Source organism: Solwaraspora sp. WMMA2080 (assembly GCF_027497395.1).
Classification (GTDB): domain Bacteria; phylum Actinomycetota; class Actinomycetes; order Mycobacteriales; family Micromonosporaceae; genus Micromonospora_E.
Genome location: NZ_CP114910.1, coordinates 5,675,312 through 5,693,973, shown reverse-complemented (window position 1 = coordinate 5,693,973; position 18,662 = coordinate 5,675,312). Strand labels below are relative to the sequence as shown.

At 69.2% G+C, this 18,662-nt stretch carries 15 protein-coding genes; 7 read left to right on the top strand and 8 right to left on the bottom strand.

Features of this window, described 5'->3' with window-relative positions; genetic code table 11:
• The first annotated feature begins 58 nt into the window (after positions 1-58).
• Positions 59-955, top strand: a complete 897-nt coding sequence (locus O7543_RS26100) for an ADP-ribosylglycohydrolase family protein (RefSeq protein ID WP_281551445.1) — start codon at positions 59-61, stop codon at positions 953-955.
• Positions 952-1,527 carry a hypothetical protein gene (locus tag O7543_RS26095; protein WP_281551446.1) on the top strand — a complete coding sequence of 192 codons (576 nt, stop codon included), beginning with the start codon at positions 952-954 and terminating at the stop codon, positions 1,525-1,527. Before O7543_RS26100 ends, O7543_RS26095 begins: the two co-directional genes overlap by 4 nt.
• Positions 1,528-1,551: 24 nt before the next feature.
• Here O7543_RS26095 and O7543_RS26090 read toward each other — a convergent pair whose 3' ends face one another.
• Entirely contained in the window at positions 1,552-2,283 is a 732-nt protein-coding gene (locus O7543_RS26090; RefSeq protein WP_281551447.1) for a hypothetical protein, read from the bottom strand.
• A gap of 122 nt (positions 2,284-2,405) precedes the next feature.
• On the opposite strand from O7543_RS26090, the gene O7543_RS26085 reads away from it, so the two are divergent.
• The 3 genes from O7543_RS26085 to katG all read left to right on the top strand — a co-directional run bounded on the left by O7543_RS26085 (position 2,406) and on the right by katG (position 5,780).
• The gene (locus O7543_RS26085; protein ID WP_281551448.1) at positions 2,406-2,966 is read left to right on the top strand and encodes a dihydrofolate reductase family protein; all 561 of its coding nucleotides are present in this window, start codon (positions 2,406-2,408) and stop codon (positions 2,964-2,966) included.
• Between the two features lie 85 nt (positions 2,967-3,051).
• On the top strand, positions 3,052-3,504 hold the full coding sequence (locus tag O7543_RS26080) for a Fur family transcriptional regulator (RefSeq protein WP_281551449.1): 453 nt from the start codon (positions 3,052-3,054) through the stop codon (positions 3,502-3,504).
• Positions 3,504-5,780, top strand: a complete 2,277-nt coding sequence (katG, locus tag O7543_RS26075) for a catalase/peroxidase HPI (protein ID WP_281551450.1) — start codon at positions 3,504-3,506, stop codon at positions 5,778-5,780. Before O7543_RS26080 ends, katG begins: the two co-directional genes overlap by 1 nt.
• A 74-nt stretch (positions 5,781-5,854) precedes the next feature.
• Here the strand turns inward: katG and O7543_RS26070 are convergent, their stop codons facing one another.
• The 5 genes from O7543_RS26070 to O7543_RS26050 all read right to left on the bottom strand — a co-directional run bounded on the left by O7543_RS26070 (position 5,855) and on the right by O7543_RS26050 (position 13,814).
• Complete coding sequence (locus tag O7543_RS26070) at positions 5,855-7,564, bottom strand: FAD-binding oxidoreductase (protein WP_281551451.1); 1,710 nt, start codon at positions 7,562-7,564, stop codon at positions 5,855-5,857.
• 249 nt (positions 7,565-7,813) lie between these two features.
• A complete protein-coding gene (locus tag O7543_RS26065; RefSeq protein ID WP_281551452.1) occupies positions 7,814-9,850 on the bottom strand; it encodes a beta-galactosidase in 2,037 nt (678 codons plus the stop codon).
• On the bottom strand, positions 9,847-10,536 hold the full coding sequence (locus O7543_RS26060; protein WP_281551453.1) for a hypothetical protein: 690 nt from the start codon (positions 10,534-10,536) through the stop codon (positions 9,847-9,849). Before O7543_RS26060 ends, O7543_RS26065 begins: the two co-directional genes overlap by 4 nt.
• Positions 10,529-12,085, bottom strand: coding sequence for a xylan 1,4-beta-xylosidase (locus O7543_RS26055; protein WP_281551454.1), 1,557 nt, complete (start codon positions 12,083-12,085; stop codon positions 10,529-10,531). The genes O7543_RS26060 and O7543_RS26055 overlap by 8 nt, the downstream gene beginning before the upstream one ends.
• A gap of 79 nt (positions 12,086-12,164) precedes the next feature.
• Positions 12,165-13,814 (bottom strand): extracellular solute-binding protein, encoded by a 1,650-nt coding sequence (locus tag O7543_RS26050; protein WP_281551455.1) that lies wholly within the window; start codon positions 13,812-13,814, stop codon positions 12,165-12,167.
• A 257-nt stretch (positions 13,815-14,071) separates the two neighbouring features.
• Here O7543_RS26050 and O7543_RS26045 point away from each other — a divergent pair, with 257 nt between their 5' ends.
• Positions 14,072-15,304: an IS110 family transposase gene (locus O7543_RS26045; RefSeq protein ID WP_281551456.1), complete on the top strand. Its 1,233-nt coding sequence runs from the start codon at positions 14,072-14,074 to the stop codon at positions 15,302-15,304.
• Positions 15,305-15,375: 71 nt separating this feature from the next.
• On the opposite strand, the gene O7543_RS26040 is transcribed toward O7543_RS26045, so the two are convergent.
• Together O7543_RS26040 and O7543_RS26035 are read right to left on the bottom strand one after the other, a co-directional pair.
• Positions 15,376-16,302 carry a carbohydrate ABC transporter permease gene (locus O7543_RS26040; RefSeq protein ID WP_281551457.1) on the bottom strand — a complete coding sequence of 309 codons (927 nt, stop codon included), beginning with the start codon at positions 16,300-16,302 and terminating at the stop codon, positions 15,376-15,378.
• Positions 16,299-17,291: an ABC transporter permease subunit gene (locus O7543_RS26035; protein WP_281551458.1), complete on the bottom strand. Its 993-nt coding sequence runs from the start codon at positions 17,289-17,291 to the stop codon at positions 16,299-16,301. Before O7543_RS26035 ends, O7543_RS26040 begins: the two co-directional genes overlap by 4 nt.
• A gap of 297 nt (positions 17,292-17,588) precedes the next feature.
• Between O7543_RS26035 and O7543_RS26030 the strand changes: the two genes are divergently transcribed.
• Positions 17,589-18,662, top strand: coding sequence for a LacI family DNA-binding transcriptional regulator (locus O7543_RS26030; protein WP_281551459.1), 1,074 nt, complete (start codon positions 17,589-17,591; stop codon positions 18,660-18,662).

The following is an 18,662-nucleotide window of genomic DNA, read 5'->3' as shown; positions in this document are numbered from 1 at the left end:
ACCCGCAGTGGCTCCGGCCTTCCCGACGGCCGCCGCAACTGGCAGAGTCTGCTGCGACATGACGATGCTCGACCTCTGCTATGACAGTCTTGACGGCCTTTCCGTCGGTGACGCCCTCGGCGCGCAGTTCTTCGTCCCCGGCACCAGCTCCGCCGCGCTACCTGATGGTGACCCACCGGCCGGGCCATGGCCGTGGACCGACGACACCGAGATGGCCTGCTCGATCGTCGCCGAGCTGCGCGAGCGCGACGGTATCGACCAGGACCGCCTGGCGGCCCGGTTCGCCGGGCACTTCGAGGCGTACCGTGGCTACGGTGCCGGCGCGGTGGTCCTGCTACGCCAGATCCGGCAGGGCGTCGCCTGGCGGGACGCCGCAGGTGCGGCGTTCGACGGACAGGGGTCGATGGGCAACGGTGCGGCGATGCGGGTCGCCCCACTCGGCGCCTTCCACGCGGGCGACAACCGTACCGCCGCTCTGCAGGCCTGGCGGTCGGCGGAGGTCACCCACGCCCACCCCGAGGCGATCCTGGGTGCGGTCGCGGTCGCCGTCGCGGCGGCGGAAGCCGGCTGGTCCCGGCTGACCCGGTCCCGGCCCGAGCCGGCCGAGCTGCTCGACGTGGTGCTGGGCCATCTGATCGACGGCCGGCTGATGTCCGGCATCGTCCGGGCCAGGCAGCTGCTGGGGGTCGGCGTCGCCGAGGCGGCGTACGAGTTGGGCAACGGCTCGCAGGTGCTGGCCTTCGACACCGTCCCGTTCGCACTGTGGGTCGCCGCGACCCGGCTCGACGACTACCCGGCGGCGATCCACGCCTGTGTCGAGGCCGGCGGCGACGTCGACACGACCGCGGCGATCGTCGGCGGCGTCGTGGCCGCGTACACCGGCTCCGGACCGGGCGGGATCCCGGAGCGGTGGCTGGCCCGCCGCGAGCCACTCCCCGACCACGTACGCCGGTGATGGACCTGCCTGCCGCCCGGCGAGCAGCGGATCCGGCCGCGGCGGCGGTCGGTAACCTCGTCCTCGTCAGCGGCGAGGAGGGTGCCGGCAAGTCGACGATTCTGCGGGCGCTGCTCCCCCACACGCCCGGCTGCGCCCGGATCGACGCCGAGGACCTCGGACAGACCAACCCGTGCCCGATGGACGACGGGTTCTTCGATCTATTCCGCCGCAACGTCGCAGCTCTGGTGACGAACTTCTGGGCTGCCGGCTACGTCAATGTCCTCACCGGCAGCTTTCTGCGCGACTACGACGACTACCTCGCGTTCCGTCAACTCCTGCCGCAGCAGACGACCGTGTTCCTGGTCGAGCTGCTGGTCGACCGAGGCGTACGCGAGCACCGCCGACTCACCCGGGCCAAGCAGACGACGCAGCGGTGGCGCGACCGGGTCGACCTGATCCCGGAGGATCGGACCCTCCGCGAGGCACTCGACCCGGACTACCGCTACATCGGCGTCGACACCAGCGCGTTGAGCGTCGCCGCGACCGTACAGTCGATCATGGATTCGATCCCGGAGATCTACGTCCGGTAGGACGCGTGGGGTTGGCCGCCGTGATCAGGATCCTCGTGCGACGGGTGTAGCGCTGGACGGTTGTCCGCCGGCGTGGCGGGCGTCGGCCGCGGCGAGCCCGACGCGTAGCGCTTTCTGTGCACCGGGCGGCCAGGGGCCGGAGGCGGCCAGCGGGATCTCGGTCATGAACCGCCGCTCGGTCTCGGGGATCAGCGCGACGACGAGATCCGGGTCCGTTGCCGCTGTCGCGTACAGGTTCGGGCCGTCGGCGTAGAACAGGTCGACGGCGACGAGCCGCCCGTCCACCGTACGCATGACGTTTGTCGGGTTGTGGTCCAACGGCCCGCACCAGGGCAGTTCCCGTCGGGCCCGGTCGTGGATCCGGCGCACGACGTCGACGAGGTCGGCGACGTCCGGATCATGCCTGGCGATCGCCCGGTGGAACGCGACAGCTTCGTCCTGACTCACCGGTCGAAGCCATTCGAGCAGCTGAAGGTCACCTCCGCCGGGCAGACGGCGGTGCGCGAACAGTTCCGGCACCTGCCGGGTGTGCGCGGCCTCACGGTAGAGCGCTGCGGTGTACGGTCCCGTCGGGTCGAACGGGCTGATCCGGGCGGCCATGGTGCCGTCGGGCGAGCGGAGCGCGATGGCCCAGTCGCCAGCGCCAGCGGGCGACCAGCCGGCGGCACGCAGCGTCTCTTCGGCCTGTCGATGGTTGGCCTGCCGGCCGAGCAGATCGAGCACCGCGTGGTGGGAGGCTGCGTCGGGTGCCGCCACGGTGTCGAGGATAGGTCACCGTAGGCACCGCCGGCGGGTTGTTACCGTCGGCGGGACAGTTGCGTACCGCAGTCACTGGAGGGCGCGTGCCGGGCCGATTCGTGTACTGGATGAACGTGTCCGTGGATATGAAGGTCGAGCACGCCCCGGGTGAGAACGGCGGCGGCGACTGGATGCGTATCGGGGAGTCGCTGCACCGGGAGTTCAACGCGCGGGCGCGGGCGCTGTCCCAGATGGTGCAGGGGCGGAAGGTCTACGAGATCATGGAGGCGTTCTGGCCGGGCGCGCGCGATGACGCGTCGCTGCCGGACTTCCTGCGCGAGTACGGCGAGATCTGGACGTCGACCCCGAAGGTGCTGGTGTCGCGTACCCGCGTCGACGCCGGACACGACACCCGCGTCGTCGGCCGCGACGGTGACGCCGTGGCGGCGCTCGCCGAGCTACGGGCGCGGGCCGACGGTGACATCGGCATCGGTGGGGCCACCGTCGCCACCCAGTTGCTGCAGGCCGGCCTGCTCGACGAGGTGATGCTGTTCGTCCACCCGGTGATCCTCGGCGCCGGCCGGGCTCTGTTCGACGACCTGGATGCCCCGGTCGAACTCGACCTGCTGGAGAACCGTGCCTTCGAGCAGGGCGTCACCCTGCACCGGTACGCCGTTCGAGGCGCCCGCCAACTGGCATGACCTGCGGTTTTGCTGGTCGCCGCAGGTCGGCGACACCTCCGTACCGAAACTTGAATGATTCCAGAAAACGGCCTATCGTGGCCCGGTGACATCCGACCTCGAGGCGCAGTTGAGGGCGGCCTCGTTGCGGGTGACCCGACCGAGGCTGGCAGTCCTCGCGGCGCTACGCGACCGCCCGCACGTCGACACCGACACGGTGCTCGACCTGGTGCGTGCCGACCACCCGACGGTGTCCCACCAGGCGGTCTACGATGTGCTGCGGGTCCTCACCGACGCCGGGCTGGTGCGGCGCATCCAGCCCGCCGGCGCGACCGCCCGCTACGAGCGGCGGGTCGGGGACAACCACCACCACGTCGTCTGCCGCTCCTGCGGCGCGATCGCCGACGTCGACTGCGCCACCGGATCCGCCCCCTGTCTCACCGCCTCCGACGACCACGGTTTCACGGTCGACGAGGCGGAGGTCGTCTACTGGGGCACCTGCCCCGGATGCACGACCGACAACGCCACTTCGTTATCGGCCAATCCGGAAGGGAACTGATGAGCGACACCCAGAACACCGGCCCCACCAGCGCACAGGGTGTGGACAAGATGGCAGCGTCCGGCTGCCCGGTCGCCCACGACTCGGTGACCGCGCACGGCAGCGAGAGCGAGAACCCGGCGATCGACTCACCAACTCCCAAAACGGGCGGGCGGCCGCGTACCAACCGGGACTGGTGGCCCAACCAGCTCGACCTGTCGGTGCTGCACGCCCACTCGCCCAAGGGCAACCCGCTGGGCGCGGACTTCAGCTACGCCAAGGAGTTCGCCACGCTCGACGTCGAGGCCCTCAAGCAGGACATCACCAAGGTTCTCACCACCTCGCAGGACTGGTGGCCGGCCGACTTCGGTCACTACGGCGGGCTGATGATCCGACTCAGCTGGCACGCCGCCGGCACGTACCGGATCGAGGACGGCCGGGGCGGCGCTGGTGACGGCGGGCAGCGCTTCGCCCCGCTCAACAGCTGGCCGGACAACGCCAACCTGGACAAGGCCCGCCGGCTGCTGTGGCCGGTCAAGGCCAAGTACGGCCAGAAGATCTCCTGGGCCGACCTGCTGGTGCTGGCCGGCAACGTCGCCCTGGAGTCGATGGGCTTCAAGACCTTCGGCTTCGCCTTCGGCCGGGAGGACGTCTGGGAGCCGGAGGAGATCTTCTGGGGCCCGGAGGACACCTGGCTGGGTGACGCCCGCTACCTCTCCGAGAAGGAGATGTCGGCTGGAGTCGGCGCGACCGAGATGGGCCTGATCTACGTCAACCCGGAGGGCCCGCGCGGCAACGCGGACCCCCTCGCGGCGGCCCACTTCATCCGGGAGACGTTCGCCCGGATGGCGATGAACGACGAGGAGACCGTCGCCCTCATCGCCGGCGGCCACACCTTCGGCAAGACCCACGGGGCCGGTGACGCCGACGCTCACGTCGGCCCGGAGCCGGAGGGCGCGCCGATTGAGGCGCAGGGCCTGGGCTGGTTGAGCACGCACGGCAGCGGCAAGGGCGGCGACACCATCACCAGCGGCCTGGAGGTCACCTGGACCGACAAGCCGACGCAGTGGAGCAACCGCTTCTTCGAGATCCTGTTCGGGTACGAGTGGGAGCTGACCACCAGCCCCGGTGGGGCCAAGCAGTGGGTGGCCAAGGACGCCGAGGCGATCATACCGGACGCGCACGACCCGGCGAAGAAGCACAAGCCGACGATGCTCACCACCGACCTGTCGCTGCGCTTCGACCCGACGTACGAGCAGATCTCCCGCCGGTTCCTGGCCAACCCGGACGAGTTCGCACTGGCCTTCGCCAAGGCCTGGTACAAGCTGCTGCACCGCGACATGGGCCCGGTCAGCCGGTTCCTCGGTCCGTGGGTGCCCGAGGCCCAGCTGTGGCAGGACCCGGTGCCGGCCGTCGACCACGAACTGGTCGGCGACGCAGACGTGGCCGCGCTCAAGGCGAAGGTCCTCGACTCCGGGCTGAGCACCGCGCAGCTGGTCAGCACCGCCTGGGCGTCGGCGGCGAGCTTCCGCTCCACCGACAAGCGTGGCGGCGCCAACGGGGCCCGGATCAGGCTCGAACCGCAGCGCAGCTGGGAGGTCAACCAGCCGGAGCAGCTGGCCACGGTGCTCAGCACCCTGGAGGGCGTCCAGCAGGAGTTCAACGCGGCCGGCGGCGCGCAGATCTCGCTCGCCGACCTGATCGTGCTGGCCGGCTCGGCCGCCGTCGAAAAGGCAGCGCACGACGCCGGGGTCAAGGTGACCGTGCCGTTCCACCCGGGCCGCACCGACGCCAGCCAGGAGCAGACCGACGTCGAGTCGTTCGCGGTGATGGAGCCGCGCGCCGACGGGTTCCGTAACTACCTGCGGCCGGGCGAGAAGACCCAGCCGGAGGTCCTGCTGGTCGACCGGGCGTACATGCTCGACCTGTCCGCCCCGGAGATGACCGTGCTCATCGGTGGTCTGCGGGCGCTCGGGGCGAACGTCGGCGGCGCGCAGCACGGCGTGCTCACCGACCGGCCCGGCGTACTCACCAACGACTTCTTCACCAACCTGCTCTCCCCGGGCACCCGGTGGAAGGCGGCGGAGTCCGGCGAGCACGTCTACGAGATCCGCGACCTTGCCACCGACGAGGTGAAGTGGACCGCGACCGCGGTCGACCTGATCTTCGGCTCGAACTCGCAGCTGCGTGCCCTCTCCGAGGTGTACGCCAGCAGCGACGCCGGCGAGAAGTTCGTCGCCGACTTCGTCGCCGCCTGGGTCAAGGTCATGGAGCTGGACCGGTTCGACCTGTCCTGAGCCGGCATGTTCGACAAACGTGGCCCCGCTGGCCGGTACCGGTCAGCGGGGCCACGTCGGGTTCCGGTCCGAGGTCAGCGGGGACACCACTGGTTGGCGTAGCCGTCGACGGCGCCGCAGGACCCGATGCCCTGCGGGTAGGTGAAGAAGCCGGTCGGGTCGTACTTGCGCTTGACCTCGACCAGCCGCGGGTAGTTCCCGCCGTAGTAGGCGTGTCGCCAGTCGGCCAGGTGGGGATCCGGGAAGTTCTGGTACGCCCCCGCCGGAGGGTGGCCGGCGAACACCTCGTCGAAGAACTCGGTCAGCCAGAGTTCGTTGGCGACGGCGACCTCCGGCGGATCGTCGTCTGCCCAGGTCGCCTCGGCGGCCATGATGAAGGTGACGTCGCGGTGCACGAACGCGGTGGCGTCCGGCTGTACCTCGTTCACCTGCCCGCCCAGGCAGAACAACGCGATCCCGGCCCCGTCCGGGTTGCGGCTGCCCGGCCACCGGTGCAGGCCGTCGAGCACTGCCTGCAGTTGCCGCCGGTTCAACGACTCGGGCAGCGCCGCCGACTTGACCGCGAACTGCTGCGCCGGGGTGTTCGCCGACAGCAACACGCTCGCCTCGGCCGGCGACACCGCCCGGACGCCGTCCCGGTTGGCTTCACGTTCGGCCGGCGTCCCGACGCGCAGTACCGGCTCGAGGATCTCAATCAGCTCGTCGACGGTGCCGTAGAACTGGCCGAGCGCGTCGGCGTACACCTGCTGCTCGCCGGCGGCCAGCGTGGTGCCGGCACCGATGCGGCAGTCCAGGCGCCGATCGCTGCGGTAGGCGGTCGCGACGTCCTGCAAGGCCAGCATGGCCGGGGTGACGCTGGCCGCCGACCAGCGGAACCGAAAGAACGACACCAGACCCTGCAGCTGTACGTAGCGGAAGGTGAACGAGGTGTTGACGCCGAAGTTGTTGCCGGCGCCGCCCCGGCAGGCCCAGAACAGGTCCGGATCGTTGGTCTCGTCGCAGGCCGTCACCGTGCCGTCGGCCAGCACCACCTCGGTCGATACCAGCCGGTCACAGGTCAGGCCGAACATCTTGTCGCTGAAGCCGATCCCGCCGCCGAGCACCAGCCCGGCCACACCGACCGTCGGGCACCGTCCGGCGGGGACGAAGACACCCTGGTCGCGCAGGATCGGCAGCAGGTCGGCGTTGACCACGCCGGCCTGCACGGTGATGGTGCCGGCATCGTCGGTGACCTCGACCGACCCGTACCGCCGCGGCGGTGCCGGCCAACGGTTCGGCGTGACCTCGATCCCCCGCAGCCGGCTCATCACCATCAGCAGGCCGGTCGTGGTGGAGTAGCCGGCGTAGTTGTGGCCGAGGCTGGACCGGGGCACCAGCGGCATCCCGACATCATGTGCCCAGCTGACTGCCACCGCGACGTCGTCGGGTGTGCCGGGTGTCAGGATCGCGGCTGGTTGCACGTTGGCGTACCGGTGGTTGTACGGGATGCTGAGTGCCTCGTAGCTCGCCCCGCCGGGGCGGTACAGGGTGGCATCCGCCGACAGCTGCCCCTGCAGCTCGACCCACTGCCGGTCCGGCAGATCCCGCCACGGACGATCGTCCCGGCCAGCGCCGGGCCCGATGTCCGGGTCCTGGGGCCTGACCTGCGTCGGTTGTTCGGCCGGGGTACGCGTCGGCTCCTCGGCCGGCGTCGGTACGGCCGTGGCTGGTCGCCCGATCAGACCGACCGCTGGGACCAGCCCGGCGACCGCGCCTGCCCGCAACGCCGTACGTCTGCTCACCATCGTCCGTGCTCCCCCGCTGGCACCGTCCGGATCAGCCGGTCGGTTCCGCCCCGGCCACCGCACCGACCCTGCCACCGGTCAGGCGCCGCTCAGGTCCCTCAGGCACACGTCACCCATCCGGCGTACACCGGTTCTGGGTCATCGTGTCGGCGCGGCGGGCTGAGGGTGGTGCACCCTAGCTGGCGCGATAGGGTGCACCACCTTCGACCCGCCGCGTGACACGACGTCCCGACGGACGGCGGCGCGGCGTCAGGTGTCCTCGCGGAGCACGAGTACGCCGTACCGGTCCAGGCGCAGCGGCGCACCGGCGGTGACCCGTTCCCCGGTCAGCAGGTCGACCCCGGCGGCACAGGCCGGCAGCTCCACTTGCTCCTCGCCGTGGTTGAGCAGGAACCGGATCCGGGTGCCGTCCGGCGCGACCCGTACCGCCGACTCCAGGTCCGGCACGTGTGCGTACGGGCCGAGCAGTCCGTGCCGGTCCAGGATTCGGCGTACCACCCAGGAAACCCCCGCCAGGTCGAGCCCGGCGGCGACGTACCACCCCTCGCCGGCGCCGAACCGGTTGCGGGTGACCGCCGGCGTGCCGGCGTAGAAGTCGGCCTGGTAGGTGCCGATCACCTCGGCGCCCTGCGGGATGACCAGCTCGAACAGCAGCGTGGCGGCGGAGACGACCGACCGGGCACCGTCCGCCGCCAGGGTGACCGGGTTGACCACGTCGGCCTCCCGGGCGTCCCATTCGTCGATCCGGATCCCCATCAGTTGGGCCAGCGGCCCCGGCACATCGGCCAGGAACGCCTGATCGTTCTCGTCGACCCGCCCGGAGAGATACGTTGCCAGCACGGTGCCACCCCGCTGGGCGACCACCTCCAGGCGGGCGGCGAGATCGTCTTTGACCATGTGCAGAGCCGGGGCCACCACGACGTCGTAGCCGGTCAGCTCGGCGGTCACCGGCGCCACGTCGACGTCCACCCCCGCGTCCCACAGTGCCCGGTGATAGGCGAGCACCACCTGCTGGTAGCGGACCAGCCGGGACGGACCGTCGGAAATCTCCAACGCCCACCAGCTGTCCCAGTCGAAAAGCACCGCCACCCGGGCCGGGGTGCGGGCACCGAGCGTCACGCCGCCGACCTGCGCCAGCTCCGCACCCAGCTCAGCGGCCTCGGTGAAGACCCGGGTGTCGGATCGGCCGGCGTGGCCGATGACCGCCCCGTGGTACTTCTCGCTGGCCCCCCGGCCGGCGCGCATCTGGAAGAACAGCACCGCGTCGGCGCCGTGCGCCACCGCCTGCCAGCTCCACAGCCGCATGACGCCGGGCCGCTTCAGCGGGTTGACGTCGCGGCAGGCGGTGACGCTCGGCGTCTGCTCCATCAGCCAGAACGGCTGGCCGCCTTTCAACCCGCGGATCAGATCGTGGGTGAACGCCATCCGGGCCGCCGACCGGTCGTCGGGTGGGTAGTTGTCCCAGGAGGCGAAGTCGAGATGCTCGGCCCACCGGTGGTAGTCGATCGGCCGGTACATGCCCATGAAGTTGGTGGTCACCGGGGTGTCCGGGCTGGACTCGCGGATCGCCGCCTTCTCGTCGACGAAGTTCGCCAGCATCGCGTCCGACATGAACCGCAAATAGTCGAGGGTGATGCCCTGGAACGCGGTGTGGTCGGGCCCGCGCCAGTGTTCGGTCAACGCCGACGGCGGCTCGATCTGCCCCCACTCGGTGAAGGTGTGCGACCAGAAGGTGGTGTACCAGGCGGCGTTGAGCGCGTCGAGGCTGCCGTACCGCTCACGCAGCCAGAGCCGGAAGTTGGCGGCGCACAGCTCGCAGTAGCAGGCACCGCCGTACTCGTTGTTGACGTGCCAGGCGACCAGGCCGGGGGTGCGCGCGTAGCGATGCGCGACCCGCCGGGCCAGCTCCGTGGCGAGTCGGCGGTACGTCGGTGAGCTGGGGCAGGAGTTGTGCCGTTGGCCGAACCGGTGCCGGCGGCCCTCGAAGTCGACGCGGGTGACGTCGGGATGGGCACGGGCTATCCAGGCCGGATGCGCTCCGGTGCCGGTGGCCAGGCAGATCTGCCGGCCCTCGGTGACCGCCCGCTCGACGATGCGGTCCAGGGTGGAGAAGTCGTAGACACCGGGACCGGGCTGGGTCAGCCCCCAGGTGAAGACGCCGACCGTGACGGTGTCGATCCGGGCCGCGTCGAACAGCCGGTAGTCGTCCTTCCAGACGTCCTCGGGCCACTGCTCCGGGTTGTAGTCCCCGCCGTACGGGATCTTCGCGACGTCGGGCAGCGTCACCTGGTGAACTCCTTCTCGATCGCCGTGATCATCGATCGGCTGGTGCGCAGCAGCAGCAACGCCAGCACCGAGCCGGCCAGCGCCAGCACCGCTTCCGAGGTGTATGCGGTGATCCCGGCCGCCACGACCCCGAGCGCCAGCACTCCGAGGGAGGTGCCGGGCGTACGGGTCAGGAAGTGCGCGGCGAGCCGGGCCACGTCGCGGGCGCGGAACGCGAACAGCGAGGTGATCACCAGCGCGATGCCACCCCAGACGGTCGCCGCGACCGCGACGAGGACCAGCAGCGCCGCCCACCAGCGCGGCACCCCGGCCGCGTCGAAGTAGGCCAGGTTGACTGCGACGATGGTCAGCCCGGCCAGCAGCGGCAGCCAGATCCGCAGCACCCCGCCGAGGTTGGCCCGGTAGCCGCGCCGGAAGTCGACGGCCGGGTTCAGGTCGGTGATGTCGGGACGGTGCCGGGCGATGGCGTACAGGCCGGCGGACAGCGCCGGGCCGACCGGGATGGCGCAGACGGCGTAGAGCGCAATGTTGCTGGAGTCCCGGGCCAGCAGCAGCGCGGGCACCAGACCGGGCAGTACGCCGGCGAGCAGCAGCAGCTCGACGACGGTCAGCCGGTAGACTATCGCCGCGACCCGCGACAGCGGGCCGGTGCCGAACTGCCGCTGCGCGGCGCCGAGGTCACTCATCGCGGCCGCCCTGCCCGAGCAGCCGCCGATCGTCGCACCACGGCGGCGCCTCGTCGACCACCGGGGTGATCTCGACCAGGGTGACCTCGTGCCGGGTCAGGGTCAGGTCGACGTCGACCCGGCCGTCGACGACCGGCAGCGAGCGGTGGGTGCGGGCCGGTTCGGCGGCGGTACGCAGCGCGTCGAGCTGCGCCGGCCGGGGTGAGCGGGGGCGGCCGAGCTCGCACCAGGCCCGCCAGGCGTTGCCGGCGTCGTCGCTGACCGACGAGCGCAGCAGGAACACCGAGCCGGCTGGTGCGGTGATCGGGACAGACAGGTCGACGGTGTGCCGGTCCGGTGCCGCCGTGACGTCGGTGACGTCGGTGACGTCGGTGACGTCGGTGACGTCGACCGGCGCCCAGGCCAGCACGGTGACCCGGCCGGTGTCGTCGTCGCGGGTGATCAGGTGGTCGGCGCCCCGGGCGAGCACCTGACGGCCCATCCGGGCCATGAACGCGTACAGGTGGTAGGTGGGTTTTCTGATCTGCCTATGGGTGAGCAGACCGAAGCCGCCGTGGAAGATCGCGGCCGGGATGCCGACCTCCTCGAAGACGTCGCTGAACGTCCAGTAGGAGAACGAGTCGACCAGGTCGCCGCCGGCCGCGACGACCGGGGCCAGGTAGGCGGCGTGGAACGCGGTGTCGTGGACCGGGTTGTCCGGCCGGTAGGAGGAGTTGAACTCGGTGATGTGCACCGGCAGGTCGGCCAGGGCGGTGCCGGCCAGGTGTTTACGCGGGCTGGCGAACTGTTCCAGCAGGTGGCCGGCGGGCATCAGGGTCTGGTAGGTGCCGAACGGCACGTGCTGGGCCGGCCCCGAGGTGTACGCGTGCCGGCTGACGAAGTCGATCGGCACATCGCGGTCGGTGACGTACTCGGCGAACGGCACCAGCCACTCGTCAGCACCGGGTGAGATCGCCGGCCCGCCGACCTGCAGGTCGGCGTCGACCTCCTTGACGGCGTGCGCGGTCACCTCGTACAGCCGGTGGTAGGCGGCCTGGTCGGCGCCTTGCCAGAAGATGTCCAGGTTGGGTTCGTTCCACACCTCGATCGGCCAGCTGCGGACCTGCGCCAGGCCGTACCGGTCGACGAGGTTGCCGATCGTGGCCCGGACCAGGTCGGCCCACTCGGACTCGCAGCGGGGCGGGGTGACGTTGCCGCGCCACCAGAAGACGGTCTGGTCGCCGGAGGCGAGTGCTCCGGGCATGAAGCCGAGCTCGATGAAGGGGGCGATGCCGAGGTCGAGGTAGGTGTCGACGATCTGGTCGGCGTAGGTGAACGAGTGGTGCACGCCGCGTCGGCCGGCGTGTTCGTACGGTCGGTGGATGCCGACGCCGTCGCTGAGCAGCCCGTGCCCCCGGATGTAGCGGAAGCCGATCTCCCGTTGGACCAGCGCCAGGGACTCCTGGTAGTCGCTGCGCAGCGCGAGGTCGAGCCGGCCGGTGCCGACGCAGGCCCGCCAGGCGTCTGGCAGGGTGCCGGTGCCCTGCTGCGGTACGGCGATCCGGGTCATCTCTGCTCCGCTCCTCATGATGGTGCCGGCTGTGCCGGTCACGTCCCTGCCACGGACGCGACCGGCACCCCCCAGGTGGTCAGCCGTGCTCTTCCTGGTATCGCTGGTACGCCCCGTTGACCAGGTCGATGTACTGCTGGGCGTTCTTGCCCTCGACCTCGGCGACGTAGGCGTCCCATTCGGACAGGTCACGCTGGCCGAGGATGAACTGCAGGGTCTGCTGCTGGACGTAGTCCTTCAACGGGGTCTCCCACAGGGTGGCCTGCTCGCGCTCCTCCCCGCTGAACGGCCTCGGCGGCGAGACCGGCAGGGTCTCCTTCTGCCCCATCGCCTCCTGGAACTTCAGCTCCTCTTCGGAGAAGGTCGACTGCAGCAGTTCGGTGGTGCCGCCGTAGGCGAACACCCCGTTGCTGAAGCCGAAGTCCTTCTGCAGGTGCTTGCTGGCGTCGGGGTTGATTCCGATGAAGTCGATGTCGGAGTCGAGGACCCACTTGTCGGCGGCGTCCTTGGTGTAGGTGACGCCTTCGACTCCCCACTTGGCGAACTCCTGGCCTTCGTCGGAGTACCAGAGCCAGTCGATGAACTGCATCATCGCGACGAAGTTCTCGCTCTCCCGCGCCTTGCTGGAGATCATGATTCCGTTCTCCAGGCGGGAGCCGGCCTTGACCGAGCCGACCGGGCTGTCCGGCCGGGTGATCTTGGCGATGGTGGCGTTCGGGTTGTTCTGTGCCAGCGCCGGCCGGTAGTCGTTGACCAGGGTCTGCGCATTGGTGCTGATGACGAACGACTTGCCGGTGGCGAGCTTCTGGATCGCGGTGTCGTCGTCCTGGGTCAGGCTCTCCGGGTCGAAGAGACCCTCGGCGACCAGCGAGTGCAGGAACTCCACCATCTCCTTGTACTCCGGCATCGTGCCGGTGAAGACGAACTCCTGGGCCTGCCGGTTGAACGAGGCGTTCTGGTAACCCCAGCCGCCCATCGTGTCGTAGCCGTACGACGGGCCGATGATGTTCTGCAGCGCGCCCAGCGGGGTGGGGATGCTCCACCGGTCCGACATCGGGTAGACCTCCGGGTACGCGGCCTTCATCGCCCGCAGCATGTCCCGGAACTCGTCCCAGGTGGCCGGCTCCTCGAGGCCGAGCTCGGCGAGGATGTCGGTGCGTACGGCGATGGTGTAGTCGGTCCAGACGTCCTCGTGCAGACCGGGCAGCAGGTAGTACTTGCCGTCCTGCTGGCGCAGCGAGTCGATGTCACCCTGCAGGTTCCACTTGGCGACCTTGTCCTGGAAGTGCGGCATCAGGTCGACGTAGTCGCTGATCGGCAGGATCGCTCCGCTGGAGACGTACGCCGATTCCTGGCCGGGGTAGGTCTTCGGGATGATGAACGGCGCGTCGCCGGCGCCGATCAGCAGGCCTCGCTTCTGCTCGTAGTCGCTCAGCGGCACCTCGACCGTTTCGAGCGACACGTTGGTGCGCTCGGTCAGTTCGTCCCAGAACATCCACTCCTTGTCGATCTGATAGTTGGGGTGGTTGTTGTAGAGCAGCGAGAAGCTCAGCGCCTCGGTGGCGGTGAACTGGTCACCGAGGCCGTAGCTCTCCATGGCTCCGACCCTGTTGCCGTCCAGGTCCGCTGTCTCGGTGTCGCCGTCGCTGCCACAGGCGGCGATACCGAGTGTGAGGGCAAGGACGCCGGCGGCGACCGCTGCGTGGCGGTGCCGAGATCGTTGGAACATAGGACTTCCTAATGAGTTCTGGGAGTGAGCCATCCGGCAAACTCCTGGTGGGTAGGTAGCCGCCAGCCGGTGAGCACTCCGGGTTCCTGGACGTCGAGTCCTGACGAAAGATCGTGCCCCGGCTGGTCGGTGTGGAGAGTTGATCGCTGATGGGATGTCGTGCCCGCCCGGTCGCGGCGTGAGCACTGCTTCATTAGGTCGCTGATGGTTCTCCTCCTGGCTACCAGCGGTGATCGACTCAATAGGCGGGAGAGACGTTGCTGTTCATAGGAGATGACTGGGCGGAGGACCACCACGACGTCGAGCTCATGGACGCCTCCGGCCGCAGGCTGGCCAAGGCGAGGCTGCCCGAGGGCATCGCCGGCATCACCAGGCTCCACGCGATGATCGGCACGGCGCTCGGCGACGACATCGACGCCGACGCTGCTGCTGCTCAGGTGAAGATCGGTATCGAGACCGATCGGGGCCCGTGGGTGCAGGCGCTGGTCGCCGCCGGGTACACGGTGTACCCGGTCAACCCGTTGCAGGCGGCCCGCTACCGGGAACGTCTGGCGGTGTCCCGGGCCAAGAGCGACGCCGCCGACGCGCACATGCTGGCCGACATGGTGCGCACCGACTCGCACCAACTGAGCCCGATGGCCGGAGACTCGGCGGACGCCGAGGCGGTCAAGGTCGTCACCCGGATGCACAAGACGCTGATCTGGGAACGCACCCGTGCTGTGCAGCGGCTGCGGCACGCGCTGCGGGAGTACTTCCCTGCGGCGTTGGAGGCGTTCGAGGACCTCGACGCCGCTGACACCCTGCAACTCCTCGCGAAGGCCCCTGATCCGGCCAGCGCCGCCCGGCTGAGTATCAGCCAGATCAGCGCCGCTCTCAAACGGGCCCGGCGCCGTGACGTCGCGGCCAAGGCCGCGTCGATCCAGGCGGTGCTGCGTGCCGAGCACCTCGGCCAGCCGGCCGTGGTCACCACCGCCTACGCCGCGTCGGTGCGCGCCCTGGTCGCCCTGCTGGTCACTCTCAACGAGCAGGTCAAGGCCCTGCAAGGGCAGGTGGAGGACCATTTTGGCCGGCACCCGGACGCTGAGATCATCCTGTCCCAGCCCGGACTGGGTGCCGTCCTCGGCGCCCGGGTGCTCGCCGAGTTCGGTGACGACCACGACCGCTACGCCACCGCGAAGGCCCGGAAGAACTACGCCGCGACCAGCCCGATCACCCGCGCGTCCGGGAAGAAGAGGACCGTCGCGGCCCGGTTCGTCCACAACGACCGGCTCATCGACGCCCTGATGACCCAGGCGTTCTCCGCGTTGAAGGCCTCGCCGGGTGCCCGCGCCTACTACGACCGGCAACGTGCCCGCGGCGCCAGCTACAACGCCGCGCTGCGCCAACTCGCCAACCGGCTCGTCGGCATCCTGCACGGATGCCTGAAGACCGGCACCGTCTACGACGAGGCGACCGCGTGGTCGCATCACCTCAGCAAGGCTGCTGCTTGACATTCAAGCTCCTGGGATGTCTTTCGTGTGCGGAAGGCATTCAGTCGAATGGGGCGGACCTGTCCGCAGCGCTACCCCTTGACCGCGCCGAGCATGATGCCCGACACGAAGTAACGCTGAATGAATGGATAGACCATGATGATCGGTAGTACGGTCAGGATGATGGTGACGGCCTGGATGTTCGCGGCTGCCTGGGCGAGGCTGTCGCTGCTGCTTCCGGTGGAGGTCGCGGTGGTTGCCCCGGCGATCAGATTGCGCAGGTAGACGGTCACCGGAAAGAGTTCGGAGCGGTCCATGTAGAGGAACGCGGTGAACCACGAGTTCCAGAACGAGACCGCATAGAAGAGCACCATCGTGGCGATGATCGCCTTTGACAGCGGGATGACGATGCGCCAGAGGATGCCGTACGTGTTGAGCCCGTCGACGGCGGCAGCTTCCTCCAACTCGGTTGGCAGGCTTTCGAAGAAGGCCTTCATGACCAGCAGGTTGAACACGTTGATCGCGTTCGGCAGCACGATCGCCCAGATGCTGTTCTTCAGCCCGAGGCTGGTGATCAGCACGTAGTTGGGGATCAGGCCACCGGAGAAGAACATGGTGAAGACGGCGATACCGACCAGCGCGCCCCGACCCTTCAGATCCTTTTTGGACAGGACGTAGGCGTAGCAGGTGGTTAGCACGATTGAGATGACGGTGGCGGTGACCGTGTAGACAATGGTGTTACGGTAGTTGGTCCAGAACATCGAGTCGGACATCACCAACCGGTAGGTGTCCAGGTTGAACCCGCGCGGGATGATGTTGACCTGGCCGGATCGGATGTAGCCCTCGTCGCTGAGCGATCGGGCGACGATGTTGGCGAACGGGTAGAGCGTGACGATCACGACGCCGGTCAGGATGATGCCGTTGACCGCCCGGAAGATCTGGTAGCCGCGGGTGTCGTCGGGCCGTCGGGGGCGGCGTCGGGTCGGTTGGAACAGCTTGCGGGAGGCGTCGACGGTCACCACAGGCTTGTCCCCACCGTGCGACGGGCGATCAGGTTGGCGGACAGCACCAGGGTCAGCCCGATCAGCGCCTCGAACAGGCCGATGGCGGCGGCGTAGCTGAAGTTGCTGGAAACGACACCCATCCGGTAGAGGTACGTCGATATGACGTCGGCGGTGGGGTAGGTCAGCGGGTTGTACAGCAGCAGGATCTTCTCGAAGCCGACCGCCATGAAGGTGCCGATGTTGAGGATCAGCAGGGTGATCATGGTGGGCCGGATGCCGGGCAGCGTCACGTGCCAGGTCTGCCGCCACCGGTTCGCCCCGTCGATCCGGGCCGCCTCGTAGAGGTCCTCGTCGATCGTCGTGAGGGCGGCCAGGTAGAGGATCGTCCCCCAGCCGACGGTCTGCCACACCTCGGAGGAGACGTAGATGGTGCGGAACCAGCCCGGCTGCTGCAGGAACGGGATCGCGTCACCGCCGAACGCCCGGATGATCGAGTTGACCGTGCCGTCGACCGAGAGGATCTGCATCACCATCGCCGCGACGATCACGATCGACAGGAAGTGCGGCAGGTAGGACACCGACTGGACGAACCGCTTCACCCGGCGGGCGCGGACCTCGTTGAGCAGCAGGGCCAGCACGATCGGCAGTGGAAACACCACGACCAGGGTGAGCGTGCCGAGGATCAGGGTGTTGGTGAAGACCTGCCAGAACGTGGGGTCGGCGAGGAACATCCGGACGTAGCGCAGGCCGACCCAGTACTCACCGAAGACGCTGCCGCCGGGCTGGAACCGGCGGAACGCGATGACGTTTCCCAGCATCGGCAGATAGCGGAAGATCAGGAAGAAGACCAGCGGCAGGACGACCAGTGAGTAGAGCTGCCAGTCGCGGCGCAGCGCCCGCCGCCAGGTACGGGTCCGACTCCGGCCGCGTCGCGGTAGGTCGCCGACCGGCGGCAAGGGCACCTGCGCCTGCGGCGACGCATCGACCGTGCTGGGTGTGCTCATCCCAGTTGCCACCCCTCACGTCCGGCCCGCCACCGGCCCCCTGCCGGCAGCAGGGAACGCCCCGCGGGACACATTCCTCGAAACTTTCGGAAATATGTGCGTTACCTTGCGGGGAACCTAAACTCCCCGGCATGGTGTGTCAAGGGTCACTGAACCGAACCTTCAACTGCATAGAGTGCGCTTGACGACGCCCAGATGTCACCAAAGCCCTACTCATCGCCACCCCTGACACACACTGACCCCGGGTTACCAGCAGGTTCAGCACCGGAAGTTTCGGTTACCTTACGTGAGGTACGCATGACAGAAGCGCCGCCGCTGCCCCCAGCACCGTCGACTCCCACACCCGTCCCGACCACCGACCCGCCGTCTCCGACGACCATCTCCACCATCGCCGACGAGGTCGGCGTCTCGATCACCACCGTATCCAAGGTTCTCAATGGTAAGGCAGACGTGGCGCCGCAGACCCGGGCCCGGGTGGAGGCCAGCCTGGCCCGGCACCAGTACCGGCGGCGGGCCCGACGCCCGCCGATCCGGCACGACCAGATCGACCTGGTCTTCCACGAGTTCGACTCACTCTGGGCGATGGAAATCATCCACGGGGTGGAGACCATCGCCAGCGCCGCCGGCATCGGTCTCAACCTGACCCAGCTCGGCGGCCGGCACAGCCCGTCGGAGGACTGGCTCGACGGCGCGGTGGTCCGGCGCCCGCTCGGCGTGCTCTTCGTCCTGTGCCACCTCACCGAGCGGCAGCAGGAACTACTCGCCCGCCAGCTCATTCCCTTCGTGGTGATCGACACCGACAGCGCCACGTCGGCGTCAGTGCCGACCGTCGGATCCAACAACTGGAACGGCGGGCTGATCGCCACCCGGCACCTGCTGCAGCTCGGGCATCGACGGATCGCCATCATCTCCGGGCCACGGGACGTACTGTGCGCTCAGGCCCGTACCGCCGGATTCCGGTCGGCCCACGACGAGGCCGGCCTGCCGGTCGCGGCCGACCTTGTCCGGCACGGCGACTTCTACGTCGACGCCGGCTTCGCCCACGGGATGGCACTGCTGGACCGCCCGGACCGGCCGACCGCGATCTTCGCCGGATCCGACATGCAGGCGCTGGGCGTGCTCCGGGCAGCCCGCCAACTCGGCCTGGATGTCCCACACGACCTGTCGGTGATCGGGTACGACAATGTGCCGGTCGCCGCCTGGACGGTGCCCGCGCTGACCACCGTCAACCAGCCGCTGCGCGACATGGCCGGCACCGCCGCGCAGATGTTGCTGGACCTGGCCCGCGGTGCCGAGTTGTCGACCAGCCGCATCGACCTGGTCACCGAGTTGGTGATCCGGGAGAGTACCGCCCCGCCACCGCCTGCCTGA